General features: G+C 71.0%; 11 protein-coding genes and 2 pseudogenes. 7 read left to right on the top strand and 6 right to left on the bottom strand.

Annotated features, from left to right (window positions below; genetic code table 11):
- Positions 1 to 29: 29 nt before the first annotated feature.
- The gene (locus ACZ6SQ_RS00105) at positions 30 to 4,226 is read left to right on the top strand and encodes an nSTAND1 domain-containing NTPase (protein WP_469554769.1); all 4,197 of its coding nucleotides are present in this window, start codon (positions 30 to 32) and stop codon (positions 4,224 to 4,226) included.
- A 672-nt stretch (positions 4,227 to 4,898) separates the two neighbouring features.
- Here the strand turns inward: ACZ6SQ_RS00105 and ACZ6SQ_RS00100 are convergent.
- Positions 4,899 to 6,140, bottom strand: a complete 1,242-nt coding sequence (locus tag ACZ6SQ_RS00100; RefSeq protein ID WP_469554765.1) for a PucR family transcriptional regulator — start codon at positions 6,138 to 6,140, stop codon at positions 4,899 to 4,901.
- Positions 6,141 to 6,441: 301 nt separating this feature from the next.
- On the opposite strand from ACZ6SQ_RS00100, the gene ACZ6SQ_RS00095 reads away from it, so the two are divergent.
- Entirely contained in the window at positions 6,442 to 7,326 is an 885-nt protein-coding gene (locus ACZ6SQ_RS00095) for a DUF4394 domain-containing protein (protein ID WP_469554762.1), read from the top strand.
- Positions 7,327 to 7,364: 38 nt separating this feature from the next.
- Here ACZ6SQ_RS00095 and ACZ6SQ_RS00090 read toward each other — a convergent pair whose 3' ends face one another.
- Positions 7,365 to 7,835, bottom strand: coding sequence for an SCO4225 family membrane protein (locus ACZ6SQ_RS00090; protein WP_469554759.1), 471 nt, complete (start codon positions 7,833 to 7,835; stop codon positions 7,365 to 7,367).
- A gap of 109 nt (positions 7,836 to 7,944) precedes the next feature.
- On the opposite strand from ACZ6SQ_RS00090, the gene ACZ6SQ_RS00085 reads away from it, so the two are divergent.
- The gene (locus ACZ6SQ_RS00085; RefSeq protein WP_469554756.1) at positions 7,945 to 8,424 is read left to right on the top strand and encodes a hypothetical protein; all 480 of its coding nucleotides are present in this window, start codon (positions 7,945 to 7,947) and stop codon (positions 8,422 to 8,424) included.
- Positions 8,425 to 8,500: 76 nt separating this feature from the next.
- Here the strand turns inward: ACZ6SQ_RS00085 and ACZ6SQ_RS00080 are convergent.
- Positions 8,501 to 8,656 (bottom strand): annotated as a pseudogene (locus ACZ6SQ_RS00080) (ATP-binding protein); the annotation flags it as partial.
- Between the two features lie 109 nt (positions 8,657 to 8,765).
- Between ACZ6SQ_RS00080 and pyrF the strand changes: the two are divergent.
- Entirely contained in the window at positions 8,766 to 9,461 is a 696-nt protein-coding gene (gene pyrF, locus ACZ6SQ_RS00075; protein ID WP_469554752.1) for an orotidine-5'-phosphate decarboxylase, read from the top strand.
- Positions 9,462 to 9,485: 24 nt separating this feature from the next.
- On the opposite strand, the pseudogene ACZ6SQ_RS00070 reads toward pyrF, so the two are convergent.
- The 3 genes and pseudogenes from ACZ6SQ_RS00070 to ACZ6SQ_RS00060 form a co-directional block, all read right to left on the bottom strand.
- Positions 9,486 to 10,609: pseudogene (locus tag ACZ6SQ_RS00070) on the bottom strand (IS630 family transposase).
- A 99-nt stretch (positions 10,610 to 10,708) separates the two neighbouring features.
- Positions 10,709 to 12,049: a sensor histidine kinase gene (locus ACZ6SQ_RS00065; RefSeq protein WP_469554749.1), complete on the bottom strand. Its 1,341-nt coding sequence runs from the start codon at positions 12,047 to 12,049 to the stop codon at positions 10,709 to 10,711.
- 83 nt (positions 12,050 to 12,132) lie between these two features.
- Positions 12,133 to 12,822 (bottom strand): response regulator transcription factor, encoded by a 690-nt coding sequence (locus tag ACZ6SQ_RS00060; RefSeq protein WP_469554746.1) that lies wholly within the window; start codon positions 12,820 to 12,822, stop codon positions 12,133 to 12,135.
- A gap of 139 nt (positions 12,823 to 12,961) precedes the next feature.
- Between ACZ6SQ_RS00060 and ACZ6SQ_RS00055 the strand changes: the two genes are divergently transcribed.
- Genes ACZ6SQ_RS00055 through ACZ6SQ_RS00045 form a run of 3 tightly spaced genes read left to right on the top strand, consistent with a single transcriptional unit; the run spans position 12,962 to position 16,790 of the window.
- Positions 12,962 to 13,540, top strand: coding sequence for a hypothetical protein (locus ACZ6SQ_RS00055; RefSeq protein WP_469554742.1), 579 nt, complete (start codon positions 12,962 to 12,964; stop codon positions 13,538 to 13,540).
- Positions 13,541 to 13,563: 23 nt separating this feature from the next.
- On the top strand, positions 13,564 to 16,014 hold the full coding sequence (locus tag ACZ6SQ_RS00050) for an MMPL family transporter (RefSeq protein ID WP_469554739.1): 2,451 nt from the start codon (positions 13,564 to 13,566) through the stop codon (positions 16,012 to 16,014).
- Positions 16,011 to 16,790 (top strand): LmeA family phospholipid-binding protein, encoded by a 780-nt coding sequence (locus ACZ6SQ_RS00045; RefSeq protein ID WP_469554736.1) that lies wholly within the window; start codon positions 16,011 to 16,013, stop codon positions 16,788 to 16,790. Before ACZ6SQ_RS00050 ends, ACZ6SQ_RS00045 begins: the two co-directional genes overlap by 4 nt.
- Positions 16,791 to 17,055: the final 265 nt, after the last annotated feature.

Here is a 17,055-nt window from a genome sequence, read left to right as displayed (position 1 = left end):
TCCGGTTGCTGGACCAGCGGGGACGACCGGTGGGGTTCGGACTCCTTGCAGCCCACGACAAGGTCGTGACCTGCGCCCATGTGGTGGCAACCGCGCTGGGACTGCCGCACACGTACCCCGAGGCGCCCAAGGAGCCGGTCTTCCTCGACTTCCCGTTGCGGGAACCGGGGCGTCTGCTCAGCGCCCGGGTCGCCTCCTGGACGGCGATGCTCCCCGACGGCAAAGGCGACGTGGCCGGTCTGCTCCTGGAGCACGCGCTGCCCGAGGGGGCGGGGCCCTTGGTGCTCGCCCGTGACGACGCCGTGGGCGACCACCCGGTCGCCGTGTACGGCTACCAGCGGCAGTTCAAGGACCAGCCGGCCTGGGTGAACGGCACCATCGAGGGTGACGTGCATCAAGACCGGCTGCAGATCGGCAGGCCTGCGCAGGACGACGGGTGTGTGATCCAGCAGGGGTTCAGCGGCACTCCGGTGTGGGACAGGGCCACCGGGCGAGTGATCGGGCTGGTCAGCCAGGCCGCGCGCCCCGACATCGCACGGTACGCACAGGCGATCAAGGGCAAGACCGTCCTCGACTCCTGGACGAATCTCCGGGCGGAGTACCAACAGGCCTGTCCCTACCGGGCTTTCCTGCCGTTCACCGCCGAGCACTCCGCCGTCTTCTTCGGCCGGGCGGAGCTGGCGACGGAGACGGTACGGACCGTCCGCACCTCCGAGATCACGATCGTCACGGGCATGTCGGGCGCCGGCAAGACCTCCCTGCTCCAGGCAGCGGTGGTGCCCCGGCTGGAGGAGGACGACCGGACGGCGGTGCTGGTCCTGCAGCCTCATCTGCATGAGACGTTGCGCCACGCGCTGGCCGCGGCCGTGGTGAGCCGCACGGATCCCGGGGCCGTGGACGTCCGGACCCGGCAGGAGGAGCTGGCCGATGCACTCGTCGCCCTGCGGCCCGCGGCCCTCGTCGGCCGTGTCCTGGGCGAATTGGGCGCCGGCCTGACACGGCTCATCCTGGTGGTGGACCAGTTCGAGCTGCTGCTGAGTCCTACCGCCGGCAAGCCCGGGGAAGGAACAACAGAGCCGGAAAGGCTCCGGCGGGTCGCCGCCGAGCTGCGTCGGCTCGCCACCGATGACGGCCCCGGCGAGGACGGCACCCCGGCCGCTCGTGTCGTCGTAGCCGTGACCGAGAACCTGCTGGAGACAGTGCTCGGCCTGCCCGGCTGGCAGGGCACCGTGCGGAACGCGGTGGTCCGGGTCGGCACGATGACCCCGGAGCAGCTGACGGATGTGCTCGAAGGCCCGCTGCGCAGCGGGATCGCGCGGTTCGAGGACGGGCTGCTCGATCTGATCGTGCAGGACATCGTGCGACAGCGTCAGACACTGCCCGACGTCCAGGCGCTGCTGACCCGTATGTGGCACGGGCAGACCGGCAACGGACTGCTGACCACCGCCAACTACCGTGAACTCAGCGGGCCCGAAGGCTGGTTGAGCGCCCACGTGGAGCAGATCTGGGCCGGGCTGACCAACAAGAACAGGGAGGCGTCTGAGCGGCTCCTGCTGCATCTGGTGGAGCCGGGCGCCGGAGACGGTGACTTCCTACGGCGTTTCGCCGCTCGCGGCGAACTCGACGAGGACGGCTGGAAGGCCGCCGAGCTGCTGGCCCAGCCGGACTACCGGCTGGTGGTGATCAGCGCGGGCGCAAGCGGCGAGCCCATGGCCGCGCTGTCCCATGACACCCTGCTCGCCCAGTGGACCTCGGCCAGGGCCCACCTCGACGCACATCGTGACCTGTTGCGCTGGCGATCCGAAATCAGACGGGAACGTGCCGCGTGGGAGCGCTCGGGCCACCGTTCCGGGTTCCTGCCGCGTAGAGCCGCGCTCAAAAATCACCGTGACGCCCTGGTGGCGTACAAGGCGTATGCCTCGGAAACCGAAAGGCAGTTCGTCGAGGCGGCCGAGCACCATCGCAGGACCTGGCAGTGGCGCTCGGGCGCCGTCCTGACCGTCGTCCTCGTGCTGATGGTCGTCGGGGTGACCGTGTTCCTGGCGCTGCGGCGACAGGCGGCGGACGACCGTAGGGCGAGGGAGGCCGTCGAGATCGCCGAGAAGAGCGAGATCCTCGCAGATGCGGACCCGGTCACCTCCCAACTGCTGGCGGTCGCCGCGCAGGAGCGGGCGGGAGGCCTGCCCGAGACGCGGAAGGCACTTCTTCAGGCCGCCGCCGACCGACGGCGCGGCACGATCCCCAGCGGTCGATACGGCGGCTCGCTCATGGCCTTTGACCCGGCTGGCACCACTCTGGTGACCAGCGGGTTCGACGGCCGGATCATGTTCTGGGACACGGCCGGGCAACGGCGCGCAGGGCCGCAGCCGCGGGCCGATTACGCCACGCCGTCCGCCCTGGCCGTCAGCCCGGACGGCCGGCTCCTTGCCTCGGGGCACCACGGGGGTTCGGTCATCCTCTGGGACATGGCCACTCGCCGTCCCGTGGGCAGCCCGGTGTCGCTTCCCCGGCCGTCCGGCGCACCTGCCGGGGAAGAACGGCATGTTTCCCTTCTGGCGTTCGCGCCGGAGGACAGCACCCTGGTGGCCTCCTCGTCCGACCGTGTGCTCACGCGGTGGGACCTGCGCGGGCCCCGGCCGCGGTTGCTCGACACCGACGAACTCCCCGATTTCGGCGGTCCTTTGACCCTGAGCGGCGACGGCAGGCTCCTCGCCGCGGCGGACGACCGAGGCGGCATCCGGTTGTCTGACGCACAAACCGGTCGTCGCCTCGGTGATCTGCCCGCGGACGGCAGGGCGCCCGTCAAGCATCTTGTCTTCAGCCCGGGCGGGCGCAGGCTCGCCGTGAACCGCGGGGGCAACGAGCTGCCGGGGATCGAGCTGTGGGATGTCGCCACTCGCCGCCAGGCCGGGGATTTGCGCACCCAGCACATGGGTTCCATCACCACTCTGGCCTTCAACCCCGACAGCTCCCTCGTCGCGACCGGATCCGATGACCAGCAGGTGGAGTTGCTCGACGCGCGCGGCACCGGGCTGCCGATCGGCGAACCGCTCGCCGGCCATGTCGGCTCCCTCACTGGGCTGGTCTTCGCGCCCGACGGCCGAACCCTCGCCTCGGCAGCGGACGACGGAACGGTGCGACTGTGGGACCCTGAGCTGCTCCGCCCTCGCGAAACCGCGATGGATGACGGTTCCCAGCAGGTCCTCTCGGCCGCCTTCAGCCCTGACGGAGAGATCCTGGCGTCCGGGAGCGCGACCCTCGCGGTCCACCTGTGGGACCCCCAGACCGGGCGCCCCGCACGTGCTCCGCTGACCGGACGTATGGGCAAGGCGTTCTCCGTGGCGTTCAGCAAGAACGGTTCGACGCTCGCGGCCACGAGTGATGTGGGACCCGCCTGGCTGTGGGACACCACCAGCTGGCGGCCCACCGGCCCCCCGCTGGAGGGAGCGATCGGCGCGGTCGCGTTCAGCCCCGACGGGAAGCTCCTCGCGACCGGAGACACGGACCTCAACCGCTTCGACGTCCAGGGCGATGTCCAGCTGTGGGACACGGCAACCCACCGTGCGCTGCAACCGCTGCTCCCCGCGCATCGACCCGGCGGTGGAACATACCCGCTGGGCCATAGAGGCAGGGTGCACGCGCTGGCGTTCTCCCCCGACGGAAGAGTGCTCGCCTCGGGCTCCGGGTTCGGGGAGATCCAGTTGTGGGACGTCGCCGGGCGACGGGCGCTCGGGGAACCGATGACGGACCACTCCGGCGATGTCACCTCCCTGGCCTTCAGCCCCGACGGAAAGCGGCTGGCCAGCGGCGCCACCGACGGCACGGTCCGGCTCTGGGACGTGGCCGCCCGCCGCCCGTTCAGCAAGCCGCTGACCGGACACCGGGTGACCGTGAACGAGGTGGCGTTCAGCCGTACGGGCCTGCTGGCCAGCGGTGGGCAGGACAGCCGTGTCCGGTTGTGGGACCCGGACACCGGGACGCAGATCGGTGATCCGCTGCTCGTCGACGGCGGCATCGTGCACGCCCTGGCCTTCAGCCGCGACGGCTTCTCCCTCGCGGCGGGTGGCGCCCGGCTCCACCTGTGGGACGTGTCCGCACTGGCCGATCCGGCGAAGGCCGTCTGCGCCCGCTATCCCCACCTGCTCTCCCGGGCCGCCTGGCATGATCATCTGCACGAACTCCCCTACCGGCCGGGGTGCTTGGATACGCCACGGCAGCCTCGATGAGGTGAGCCAGCGAGGCGCTGCCGTTCGGCTGCCCGTCCGCCGACGCTCCGCCGAACGGTGACCACGATCGCCGACTGAAAGTCCGCGCCCGCCGCGCCGCCCTCGCGGGCGCGCTCGAGCGCTGCGGCCGCCTGCGGCAACCGGCCCACCTGATGAGCGACAAGCCCCATGTCGTAGGCGTCGACGTGCTCCACACGGGACAACAACGAGTCCCCAAGATGGTCGGGCACGGCAGGAGGTCCGGCGCGGTCAGCAGATAGTCGTAGGCGGTGTAGCCCTGACTGTAGTTCCTGATCAGTAGCCCACTTGTGGTGTAGGCGGCCTTGCAGGCCGACACCATCGCCTTGTCCGCCGCGCACGGCGAGAGAGAGGAGGTGCAGGTCCCGAAGCCACTCTCGGCTCGCCGGGCGTGGCTTCGGGACCTGCGGCAGTCCACCGCCTCGGTCAGTCGCATCCGCCGCTTGATCGTGCATGTCAGCACGTCCACCATGCGCCTCCCTCACGTTGCGGAACATACGAGACGCCTCGCGCGGACCGCCCCCAGGAGCCGCGAACCGGCCCCTGGCAGACGATCACCTGCTAATGATCACGTCCGAGACCGGCACGAGCGCGTCAATCTCCACCCACACCAGCGGCCCGACCTGCGATGCCCTGCGGGCCAAGCCTTGCGGGTCAGCGCCACGCTCCCGACAGGTCCCGGGCGACTACCGCGGTCAGGACCCGTACGCCGTGTGTAGAACCCGGGTCGAGGTCGGTGAGTTCGCGTACGCGGCGCAGGCGGTAGTCGAGGGTACGGGGGTGGATGTTGAGGGCCGCCGCGGCGGGGCCGCGGTTCATGTCGTGGCGGTAGTAGGCGTCGAGGGTGACGAAGAGGTCCGGGCCCGTCTCCAGGAGCCGGGCCGTGGAGCGGAGCCAGCTGTCGACGAACGGCACCTCCGCCACGGCCAGTTCGACGAACACGTCGGCCAGGGTGTGCGGTCTCAGCCGGGCCGACGTCCGCAGCGGGGCCGCCCTGCTGATCCGCCGGGCCCGGTCGAGCGCCGAGGCCAGGCCGGTCACCGGCGCAGTGGCGGCACCGGCGGCACAGGGGCGGCCGAGGGCGTCGGCGAAGTCCTGCAGGAGGTCCGGGACGAGGGTGGCTACGGCGGGTTCGGGGGCGGAATCCGGCAGTGCGGCAGGGGCGGAGTCCGGGATCAGGGCGATCAGTTCTCGGCTGTCCGCTCCCGTGCCTGGGGCGTCGGCGGGCTCCCGTTCCGTGTGCCACGTCATCGGTACCCGGTGGGTCTTCAGCAGGGCCTCGATGTCGTTCTCCAGGTCGCGGTCGTCCGGTGGGCGGCCCGGGACCCGGACCACCAACACCGTGTAGGCGTCGGCTAGTTCTATGTCGGCGAGCTGGGCCAGCTCCGCCGCCGCGCCGTTCTCCGACAGCAACGCCCATGCCAGCATGGCGGCTTGTTCGGCGTACGGCATACGGCGGCGCAGCACCGACTCGTAGCCGCCGCGGTAGGCGTGGATGCCGCGCTCGCCCTGCGGGGCGAACCAGCGCATGAGGCGCATGAGTTCGTCGAGGTCACCCCCACGCAGGGTGTCCGTCGCCTCGTTGATCTCGCGCAGCATCAGCTCGGTGTGGATGCTCAGGACGAGTTGGCGCGAGTCCCGCGACATGCCCGCCTCGGCCCGTACCTCGCCCATCGACGCGATGAAAGCGAGGTCGTCGTCGGTCAGCATGCCGTTGTCCGGGGCCAGTTCGACCGTACGACGGCGTAACCAGAGCGCGTAGTCCAGGGTCTCGTTCCTGGCCCGGCGGTTCGTGTCCAGGGACCCGAACTCCCGTATCTCGCGTGTGTATGTCTCTACCTCCCGGCGGGCGTTGGTCGACGCCTGGCGGGCCAGTTCGGCGAAGAGGCTCCCCATGGTCGCGAGCATGCCACCCAGGGCGAAGGTGCCGACAGGCGAAAACGGGACGCCCGTTTATCACTCCGGGTGAAACCGTGAAGGGTGTGCGGGCACGGTGTTTGTCAGAGTGCGCAAAGTTCGTTTATCGGGGTGTACTTGTGGCTCGATTCCCTTGTGAGCGGGCTGTGGCCTCGGCTTAATGAGAACCGTGCCCGCCGCCCGAGGGGGACCGATTCGGAAAAGGGACCACTTCGAATTCGCGGGGCGCGGGCCACCCACTGACCTGCGTTCAAACGGGAGGCCAACAATGCTGAAAGCCATGAAATCCGGGACCCGGAAGAGAATCGCGACCGCCGTCGCCGTCGTGACCGCGGCCACCGCGCTCATCGTGACCTCGCCGGGCTCCGGCTCCGCCGCCGTCACCGCCACCCCCAAGCTGCAGGCGTTCGGGATCACCGGTGACGGCCTGACCATGGCCAGCTTCTCCACCGACACCCCGGGGGTCCTCAACTGGGTCCGGGATGTCACCGGACTCAGCGGCGACACCAGGCTGGTCGGTATCGACCACCGGGTGCAGAACGGTCTCATGTACGGCCTCGGTGAGAAGGGCGGCATCTACACGATCACCACCCCGCCGCCCGGCACCAGCAACAACGTGGTCGTCACCAAGGTCTCCCAGCTCCAGGTCGCGCTCTACGGCACCACCTTCGACATCGACTTCAACCCGGCGGCCGACCGGCTGCGGGTGATCAGCAACAACGGCCAGAACCTGCGCCACAACCTGAACGACGGCGCCACGGCGACCGACAGCAGCCTGAACATCCCGCCGGCGACCACGGCCGCCACCGGCGTGACCGGCGCCGCGTACACGAACAACGACCTGGTCGGCTCCACCGGCACCACGCTCACCAACGTGGACACCCTCAACGACCAGATCACCATCCAGTCGCCTCCGAACGCCGGCAGCCTCGTCCCGACCGGCCTGCTCGGCTTCGACGCGAACCTCGACGCCGGCTACGACATCTTCAGCACCCTCACCAACGGCAAGACGACCGCCAACACCGCCTTCGCCACCATCACGCCGTACAACGGCAGGGCGTCCTTCTACAGCATCGACATCCTCACCGGCGCACCGACGCTCATCGGTACGTTCCCGAACTCGGTCCAGATCACGGACTTCACCATCACGATCAGCGGCAGCTGACCCGCAGGGTCATCGCCTCACGTTCTCGCTGCGGCCCGCTAGCTGGGCCGTGGCGAGTCCGTCTGCCTGCCCCGGCGCAGGGCGCGGGCGCACCAGCCGATGACCGTGGCGTTGACCAGGGCGCCGACGACGACGGAGAGGACGGCTTCCGTCCGCCGGACCGTGTCAAGAAGGGCACGCATCGCGGCCAGCGCCTCGCGGGCCCGGTCGGCGGTCGCGTCGAGGTGACCGTTCTCCGCCTCGGCGACCATGTCGGCGGTACGGGCCAGCACGGTGGTCTCCAGCTCACCGGCGACCCGGCGCCGCTCGGTCCAGGCGTCCCGCACGGCCTCGTCGGTCCAGACGGCAAGCCGCTCATCCCGGGTTCCCCGCTCGTCCCGGTGCCGCCGGCCGCGCAGGGTCCTGGCCCGGCGGGCCCCGGCAACCGCGAGGGCAGCCAGATCGCTCGCCTGAAGAAGCAGCACCGAGAAGAAGTAGAGGCCCTGCGAGACGCCCTCGAACAAGCCCACGGCGAGAACCTCGACCTTCGACGCGAACTCGCCCGCCGCGGCCTGTCACGGACGGCTCCCGCCGAAACGGAGTAGCGGCCAGGGACAGGCATGCCGCAGGATCGGGCTCGTGGAGACAGTAGTGCAGTGGGTTCGCACGTCATGGACCAAGCAATCCCGCGGCGGGCTCAAAGCCGCACGTCGGAATGCGACCCCTACGGCGTTCCCGCTGCCGCTCAGCTCGCCACCCTTCATGCACGAGGTCCGGATGCGCGAAGCCGAAGACTTCCAGCCCCGGGCTGTGGCGCACGACCTGCCCGACTCCAGCACGGACGCCGGCGTGCTCTTGCGGGAAGTCGATGGGCTTCTGCGGGTTCAGCTGGTCGCGACGCCATTCGGCATGCCGCGCAGATGGCGGCGTCCTCCTGCCGTTCGACTTGCCCGCGGCGAGTGGCTCCGCTGGCAGATCAACTACCGCTTTACCGGTCCATGCGGCGGTGAATGGACCTACCGTCTCGACACACTCAACATCGCCCACGGCCACGCGCGGCCCGACCTCTTCCTTGGCACCCCCACTCGCTACGTCAACGAACTTGCCAGCCTGCGCTGACCCACCTGCCAGCAATCTCATCAACCGTCTGACGTGCAAGAATTGTGCATCCACATTCGAAACCGTTGATAACGCCCGGTCCGAAGGGGATGACCGACTCACCGGCATGCAGCCAGTGCAGAGCGCCGAGATCGCGGATCTGGGCGGCGGGCAGTTTCGAGGAGGCGGTGAAGTCGAACTCCTCCAGGGTGACCTGCTGCTCGAACTTGGCCCGCTGCAGACGGCGTTGGAACGGCCGGGCTCGCGAGTGTTGTGAGCGGGAAGGTTCACCGGGTGGGCGGTCGGTGGTGTCGGGTCAACCCGGCCATGAATCGATCGGCGTGGTGGGTGACAATGGCGCTGTGGAGTCAGCCAGTCGGATCATCGTTGCTTTGGATTTCGACAGCCGTCGAGCGGCTGAGGAGGTCGTCGACCGTCTGGGTGATGAGTGCCGTTTCTACAAGGTCGGGCTGGAGCTGCTCACTGCGGCGGGACCTGATCTCATCAAGTACCTCGTTGCCAAGGGCAATGAGGTGTTCCTGGACCTGAAGCTCTTCGAGATCCCGAACTCCGTTGCCGGCGCGGTCCGTGTGGCAGGGACACTGGGTGCGTCAATGGTGACGGTGCATGGCATGGGTGGCACCGACATCATGGCCGCCGCTGTCGCCGCAGCCCGCGACTTTCCTCGCCTGCGTGTGCTGGCCCTCACCGTCGTCACCAGCATGACCAGCTCCGATCTCGCTGACCTCGGGGTCAATGCCTCGGCCGAGGAGCAGGTGCTGCGCCTGGCCCGGCTGGCGAACCGCGCTGGATGCCATGGCGTGATCGCATCGCCGCAGGAAGCCGCGCAGCTTCGGGATGTACTGGGTTCCAGCTCCCTGATCGTCACGCCGGGAGTCACGCTGCCCGGTGAATCCCAATCCGAGCACGCCCGACCCGGGACACCGCGGGCTGCCATCGCCGCCGGTGCGTCACACATCGTCGTGGGCCGGGCCGTCACTCGATCCGCGGACCCAGTAGCCGCAATCCGGCTCGTCCGCGCCGACTTGGGGCCGTGACCGCGGTAAACACCGGTTCGGTGGTTAGGCCGCTGCTGATGGGAGTGGTCGGCCGCCCCAGCGGATGCCCCGCCCGCTGCGGACGCGGGCGCGTTCACGTCGCTGGGCGGCCAGGATGTCGGGGTGCCGGGCGTTGGCGTTGCGCCAGCGCAGGTAGCGGTGCAGTTCGCGTGTCTGGACGGTGTGGTTGGGGTGGTGGGAGTTGGCGAGGGTGAACTGCCGTAGCGGTCCGAAGTGCGCCTCGATGGGGTTCGCCCAGGAGGCGTTCGTCGGGGTAAAGCAAAGCTCAACTTTGTGCTTCTTCGCCCAGGCGCGGATCTTCGTCCCCTTATGCGCGGAGAGGTTGTCCAGGATCACGTAGATCGGCGCGCCGTCCGGGCGCGCTGACCTGATCGATTTCAGTGCGGCCAGGGTATTGGCGGCGCCCTTATGACGCCGGTTGACGCCCCACAGGGTGTCGTCGCCGACCGAATAGCAACCGTGGAAGTAGGTGACTCCGTGGGTGCGGTGGTAGGTCGCCGGAACCCGGTCGGGGCGACCCCGCTCGCCCAGCAGGATCCGCCGGTTGGGCGGATTCCCAGCGGTCCGAACTCGTCGAAGGCGAAAACCCGGTCGGGGAAGTTGTCCAGGATGTGCTCGATCCGGTCGAGTTTGGCGTCATACTCGGGGTCGGTGGACGCCTTCCAGGTCTTGGTGCGCTGGAAGGTGATGCCGCGACGGGCCGGCAGGCAGCGCAGAGCCTCGCGGCCGATCCGGATCACCCGGCCGTGGACCTTGCGCAGGTAAGCGGCGAGTTTGCGTTACGACCAGCGGGTGAACGGCTGGGCGAGCTTGGTCGGGCGAGTGGTGGCCGTCGTCACGACGAAGTCCTCGTCGTCAGGACTGAGCAGGCGGGGACGGCCTCCCGCCCATCGCGGGTCCAGGCAGGCCAGGCCGATCTCAGTGAACCGGTGGATCACGTCGCGGACCGTGTCCTCGTTTGCCTGCACCAGCTGGGCAATCATCGGCACGCGGTTCCCGCCGGCCGATGCCGACAGCATCATCGCGCGCCGACAGCGCATCGAGTTGGTGCTGCCCCGGCGCACGATCTGCTGCAGCCGCTGCCCCTCCTGGTCGGTCAGTCTGCGCATGCGAACGGGCTCTGCCACCGCATCCCCACCTTGCCGGATCGAATGTGTCACCACATCCAACCGGCTCACCAGTCTCGGCCGCGACCAGCAACCCGGTGAACCATGCCGGTCAAAGCACTAGGCAGGCGGTCGCCCGTGCCCCGGCAGGCGGACAGTGAAGCACGCGCCGCCCTCCGGGGCGCGGCCCCCGGCGGTGATGGTGCCGCCGAGCCGGGTGGTCAGGCGGTGGGCGATGGCGAGGCCGAGGCCGCTGCCCACCGGGCGGATGCCGCGGTAGCGGGTGGTGAGGGCGCCGCGTTCGAAGGCCACCGCAGTGTCCGCGTCGGTGAGGCCGGGACCGCCGTCGCGGACCTCGACGACGGCGCCGTACGAGCCGCCGGGGCGGACGGCGACGACCAGGGGACGGCCCGCCGGGGTGACCCGGAGGGCGTTCTCGACCAGACCGTCGATGAGCTGGCGGACCCGGAAGGCATCGGTCGTGACGGGGAGCGGCCGGTCCGCGAGCTCCACCCGGAAGTCGACCTCGTGGCGGGCGCACAGCGGGCCCCAGACGTCCGCGGTCTGCGCCACCAGCGCGTCCAGGTCGACCTCGGTCACCTCGAGCCGGAAGTCGTCGGCCTCCATGCGGGCCAGGGCCAGCAGGTCGCCCACGAAGCCCTCCACGCGCTGGATCTCGGACGTCAGGACGCGGCCGATCGACGGGACCTCCTCGCCGGTGATCACCTCGTCCGCCAGGGCCTCGGCGTAGCCGCGTGCCGTGGTCAGCGGGGTGCGGATCTCGTGGGAGACGGAGAGGAGGAAGTCGCGCTGGCGGTTCTCGCTGCGGCCGAGGGCCGCGTCCAGGGTGTTGAGGGCCGTGGCCACCTCCGCGACCTCGGCCGGTCCGCCCACGTCCGCGCGCAGCCCGCGCGCGCCGCCCGCCAGCCGGTGGGCGGTGGCGGCGGCCGACGTGAGCGGCCGGGCCAGCCGCCGCGCGAGCAGCGCACCGGCCCCCGCCGCGCCGGCGAGGCCGAGCACCAGCGGCACCGCCAGGGCGCCGCGGATACGGGCGGACGCCTGGTCCACGGTGTCCATCGGCTGGGTCAGCACCAGCCCGCCGCCGCTCGGCGTGGGCACGCCCTCGACCAGGACCTCCTGCCCGTTCAGGTACGCGGTCGTCGACACCGTTCCCCCGGCGAGCAGGACCCGGCGCCGGTCCGCGCCGACCACGTCCGCCGCCGGGCCCTCGACCTGGCCCGAGGGGCCCACGACGGCCAGTGCGGGGCCGCTGGAGCCGGTGATCCGTTCCTGGCGGCCGAGCATCAGCGAGGCGAGCGCCGGGGTCCGGGCCAGCACCTGGGCCTGGTCGGCGAGCCGGTCTCGTTCCTGGGCCTGAGCCGTTGTACGGATCATCCGCCACGCGAACAGGCCGGTCAGGACCACCGCCACGGCCGCCACGGCTGTCGTGAGCACGATCATGTGGCGGGTGAGTGTGCTCCGGCGGTGCGCGACGCCCGTGTGCTCCGGTCCCGCACGCCCGTCCGCCCGGGCGTCGCCGGTCGTCATCGGGCTGTCGGGTCGGACGCGCTGTAGCCGACTCCGCGGACGGTGCGGATCGGGCTCGCGTCGCCGAGCTTGGAGCGCACCTGCGACACGTACACGTCGATCACGCGGGTGTCCCGGTAGCCGGCCTGCCCCCAGACCTGCGCGAGCAGCTGGTCGCGGGAGAACACCTGGCCGGGGTGGCGCAGCAGGAAGGCGAGCAGATTGAACTCCGTCGTCGTCAGCTCCACCGGGCCGTCGTCCACGTGAAGGGTGCGGCGGCCGGTGTCCATGGTCAGCCGCCCCATCCGGCGCACTGGCTCCTGCGGCGGGCCCGCCGCGCGCCGCAGCACGCTCTTGAGCCGGGCGACCAGTTCATGCGGTGAGAAGGGCTTGGTCAGATAGTCGTCGGCGCCCAGTTCGAGGCCGACGATCCGGTCGGCGACCTCGTCGCGCGCGGTCACGAACAGCACCGGAGTCCAGTCGCCGTCCTCGCGCAGCCGACGGCACACCTCGACACCGTCCATCCCGGGCAACGCGATGTCCAGCACGATCGCCACCGGACGCATCCGGCGGGCGGCGGCCAGCGCCGCCGAGCCGTCGGACTCGACGTGCACGCCGAAGCCCTCCCGGCTCAGATAGCGCCGCTGCAGATCGGCGATGTGCCGCTCGTCCTCGACGACCAGGACGAGACCCTTGCTGTTCGGCATGCCCCCGATGCTAACCAGGCCGTCCGCGCCCGCCCCGCCGTGCCGTCCGATCCTTACATCGCCCGAACATTCGCCGAACCTTCCGCTCGCAGGCAGCCGCAACGCTGGCACCGACACCGAGGAACGGAAGGACACCATCGTGAACAGCACACGCACCACGGCCCCACCCGAACGCGCCCCGCACCCTGCGGTTCGCGCCCTGCGCACGACGGCCGTGACGCTGCTCGCCGCGGGACTGGTGACGGGGTTGGTACGGGCCGCGGGCTCCACCCACGGCGGCGGCACCCCGACCGTGGTGGACACATCCGCCATGCTGCTCACCGACGCCGACCCGCTCACCGACGACACCCCGGCCGGCGAGCCGGTCGTCACCGGCACCGACGTCAGCCCGCTGCCCCGCCGACTCCCCCCGGAGCTCCGCGCCGACCTGCGAGAACTGCGCTCCCTGGAGCCCGCCCGGCGACCCGAGGCGGCGGCACGGATCTGGCGGGACGCCCTCGCCGGCGAGTACGGCACTCGCGTGCGCATCCGGGCCGCCGCGGCACGGGCCCAGTACCAGGCGCTGCCCGGACAACTGCGGCACGACATCGAGAAGTTGCGCGGCCTCGGCGGAGAAGAGCGGCGCAAGGAGCGGCAGGAGATCCGGGAGAAGGCACTCGACGGCGAGTACGGCGACCAGGTGCGGCAGTGGGCCGAGCGGCGGTCCGAGCAGTGGTAGCGGGAGCGGGCGAGACCGACGCGATGAAACAGGCCCCCCTCCCGCCGGCCAGCTCGCTGCACCGGCTCGGCCGCGTGTGCGCGCGCAGGCCCGTACGGGTGCTCGCTCTCTGGCTGCTGGTCCTGTCGGCGGCCGTCGCCGCCGACCGCGCCTGGGGCGGCACGTACGAGGACGACTTCTCGCTCCCCGGCACGTCCGCCCAGACCGGCGCGGATCTCCTGCACAGGCACGGCTCGGACGACGTACGAGGAACGGCGGCGCAGGTCGTGCTGCACGCGCCGAGCGGACGGCTCGACGCCCACCGGACCGCCGTGGACACGGCCGTCGCCGAGCTGACCCGCCTCCCCGAGGTCATCTCGGTGTCCGACCCGCTCACCATGCCCGGCGCGGTCTCCGCCGACGGCACCACCGGCATCGTCACCGTCCGGTTCACGCACAACCCCGTCGGGTTCGACACGTCGTACGTCGAGCGGGTCGACGACGCGGTGGAGGGCCTGCGAGCCGACGGCATCCAGGTCGAGTACGGCGGCCCGCTCGGCCAACTCGCCAGGCCCGAGACGGCCGGTTTCCTGTCGGAGGGCATCGGGCTCGCCACCGCCGTGGTCGTGCTGCTGGCCGGCTTCGGCTCCCTGGCGGCCGCCGGGTTCCCGCTGCTGACCGCCGTGGTGGGGCTGCTGGCCGGCATCTCCCTGCTCGGGCTGCTGGCCGCCGCGCTCACCTTCGGGACGGCCGCGCCCACGCTGGCCGTGATGATGGGCCTCGGCGTCGGCATCGACTACGCCCTGTTCCTGATCACCCGGCACCGCCGTCTGCTGCGCGAACTCGACGACCCGGCCGAGGCCGCGGGCCGGGCCGTGGCCACCAGCGGACGGGCGGTGATCGTCGCCGCCGCGACCGTGGCCGTCGCCCTGGGCGGCCTGTACGCGTCCGGCGTCGGCTTCATCGGCGGCCTCGGCGCAGCCGCGGGCCTGACCGTCGCGGTGTCGGCCGTCGCCGCGCTCACGCTGGCCCCGGCGCTCCTCGGCCTGGCGGGGCGCCGGATCGACCGGTGGAGCGTACGGCGTCCGGTCGACGAACCGGATGATCCAGGTGAACCGGGTGGTACGGAAGTACTCCCCTCCGAGACAGGAGTGGCGGAGGGGGCCGCGGTGGTACGGAGCGTGGAGTGTGGGCGCGGGACTTCGGAGGCCGGCGAGTCCGAGCGGGCGACCAGGCCCGAACCGCCCGCGGGCGCGGGGCAGTCCGGCGCCGACCGCGCCGCCAGGACAGGCAGCACCTCCGTCGGCACGGACGCCTGGCACCGTTGGGCCGGCACCGTCGGCCGCCGCCCCGGGTTGTTCCTCGTCCTCGGCGCTCTGATCCTCGTCGTGCTCGCCGTGCCGACCGCATCCATGCGGATCGGGCACGTCGACGCCGGTGCCAACCCGGCCGACTACACCGACCGTCGAGCCTTCGACCTGGTCTCTGAGAGCTTCGGGCCGGGCGCCAACGGTCAGTTCACGGTCGTAGCCGCCCTGAACCCGGATCGAACGGACAGCCCCGGCGAGATCGAGCGCCTGTCGTCCGGCCTGCACGACGCCCTCTCCTCCACTCCCGGTGTCGCCCGAGCCTCCACCCCGGTCGCCACCGCGGACCGAGCGCTGCTCACCGCCACCGTCACTCCTGAGACCGGCCCCGAGGACGAGGCGACCGCGGGCCTGCTGCACCGTCTCCAGGACGAGACGCTGCCCGAGGCCCTCTCCGGCACCGGCGCCGACGGCTATGTCACCGGTGTCACCGCCGCCCAACTCACCTTCCGGGACATCATGGTGGACCGGCTTCCGGTGATCGTGTCGGTCGTCGTCGCCGCGGCCTTCCTGCTGCTGCTCACCGTCTTCCGCGGCTTGCTCGTCGCCTTCAAGGCGGCCCTGCTCAACCTCCTGTCCATCGCCGCCGCCTACGGTGTGGTCGTCGCCGTGTTCCAGTGGGGCTGGGGTGGTTCGCCACTCGGCGTCCCGGAACCGGTGCCGGTCGAGTCGTACGTACCGGTGATGATGTTCGCCATCGTCTTCGGCCTGTCCATGGACTACGAGATCTTCCTGCTCTCCCGGATCCGGGAGTCCTGGCTGCGCACCGGGGACAACCACCTCAGCGTGGCCGTGGGGCTGGCCGGCACGGCGCGGGTCATCACCTGCGCAGCACTCATCATGACCAGCGTCTTCCTGGCCTTCCTGCTCTCCACCAACGTGGTGATCAAGATGCTGGCGCTGGGGCTCGGCGTCAGCGTCGTCATCGACGCCACCGTGGTACGGCTGGTCCTGGTGCCCGCCACGATGTATCTGCTCGGCCGGGCGAACTGGTGGCTGCCGGGGTGGCTGGACCGCCTTCTGCCCCGTCTGGACCCCGAGGGCGCCGAAGCCGCCGTGCCGCCCGGCCCCGGGACCCGCGCTCAGGAGGCGGCCCCGGTTGCCGTGGCCTCGGGGGAGCGCACATGATCACCCGGCCTGCGCCCCGTCCGCCCCGCCCGAACGTCAGGCCCGTTCTCGGCCCCGTACGCACCAGCGGAATACTCCTCATCCGCGGAAGGCGCCGCCGCGTCACCGCCTGCGTCGCGCTGGCAGCGCTGCTGCTCACCGCCGCCGTCGCCGAAGTCGGCGCCCGCGCACTGCTGGAGAGCCGCATCGCCCGCGCGGCCGGACCGGCCCTCGGTTCTGGCAGCGACGTCGACATCGAGGGCGGACCGGCGCTGGCCGCACTGGTGGAGCGGCACATCGACGCGGTGACCGTCAGCAGCGACGACGCCACCCTCGGCCGTATCCCCGACGTGTCCGTCGCAGTCCGGCTCGGAGACGTCCGGTTCGACGGCGACGGCGCCACCGTCGCTCGCATCGAGGCGGACGTAGCGGTTCCGGCCGGCTCGCTGCAGAGTCCGTCCGGCGACTCCGGTGGACGGCTCCCCGTCTCGGCGGTCCACTGCGACGAGGCGGCGGACACCCTCACCCTGACGCTCGGTCAGGGAGGCCTCGGCAGGGCGACTCTGCGCCCGGAAATCCAGGAGGGACGGGTTGTCTTGCATGTCGACAGCGCCGAGGTACTGGGCCGTCCCGCGTCAGCGGGCATGGTCGAGCGCATCCAGGACAGGCTGTCCGAGCACACCGACCGGACCTATCCGCTGGGCCTGAAAGCCACGTCCGTCGACGTGGCCGCCGCCGGCCTCGAGATCACCCTCGAGGGCGGCAGTACGCGGCTCCCGCCGAAGGACGTGGCGTGATGCGAGTTCTCTCCGCAACGCTGCTGCCACCTCACCCCGTACCGGCCCCGGCCTGAACCTGGTCACCGGCGTGGCTGCGATCGAGCTGATCCTGAACCTGCTTCCGGTTTCGTTCGTCTTCGCACCGACCTCCGCCTGCGCGAGGGTCACGACCGGGCTGTGGGTGACCGCCGAGAGCAGATGACGGCGAGGCGAGGTCAGCCGGGCTGAGCCCTTGAGTGCCTTGCCGTCGACAGCGATCACGCGCCGTGGCCCGGTCCCGGGC

The organism is Streptomyces sp. NPDC048600 (assembly GCF_055587025.1).
Note: the sequence above shows the minus strand (reverse complement) of the source record. Positions and strands in the feature narration are given on the sequence as shown.

What these genes read in the sequence shown, in the direction of transcription:
- ACZ6SQ_RS00060 (WP_469554746.1), bottom strand. Translation starts at nt 12,822, where the DNA reads ATGCCGAACAGCAAGGGTCTCGTCCTGGTCGTCGAGGACGAGCGGCAC.
- ACZ6SQ_RS00045 (WP_469554736.1), top strand. Translation starts at nt 16,011, where the DNA reads ATGATCACCCGGCCTGCGCCCCGTCCGCCCCGCCCGAACGTCAGGCCC.
- ACZ6SQ_RS00065 (WP_469554749.1), bottom strand. Translation starts at nt 12,049, where the DNA reads ATGATCGTGCTCACGACAGCCGTGGCGGCCGTGGCGGTGGTCCTGACC.
- ACZ6SQ_RS00095 (WP_469554762.1), top strand. Translation starts at nt 6,442, where the DNA reads ATGAAATCCGGGACCCGGAAGAGAATCGCGACCGCCGTCGCCGTCGTG.
- ACZ6SQ_RS00050 (WP_469554739.1), top strand. Translation starts at nt 13,564, where the DNA reads ATGAAACAGGCCCCCCTCCCGCCGGCCAGCTCGCTGCACCGGCTCGGC.
- ACZ6SQ_RS00100 (WP_469554765.1), bottom strand. Translation starts at nt 6,140, where the DNA reads ATGGGGAGCCTCTTCGCCGAACTGGCCCGCCAGGCGTCGACCAACGCC.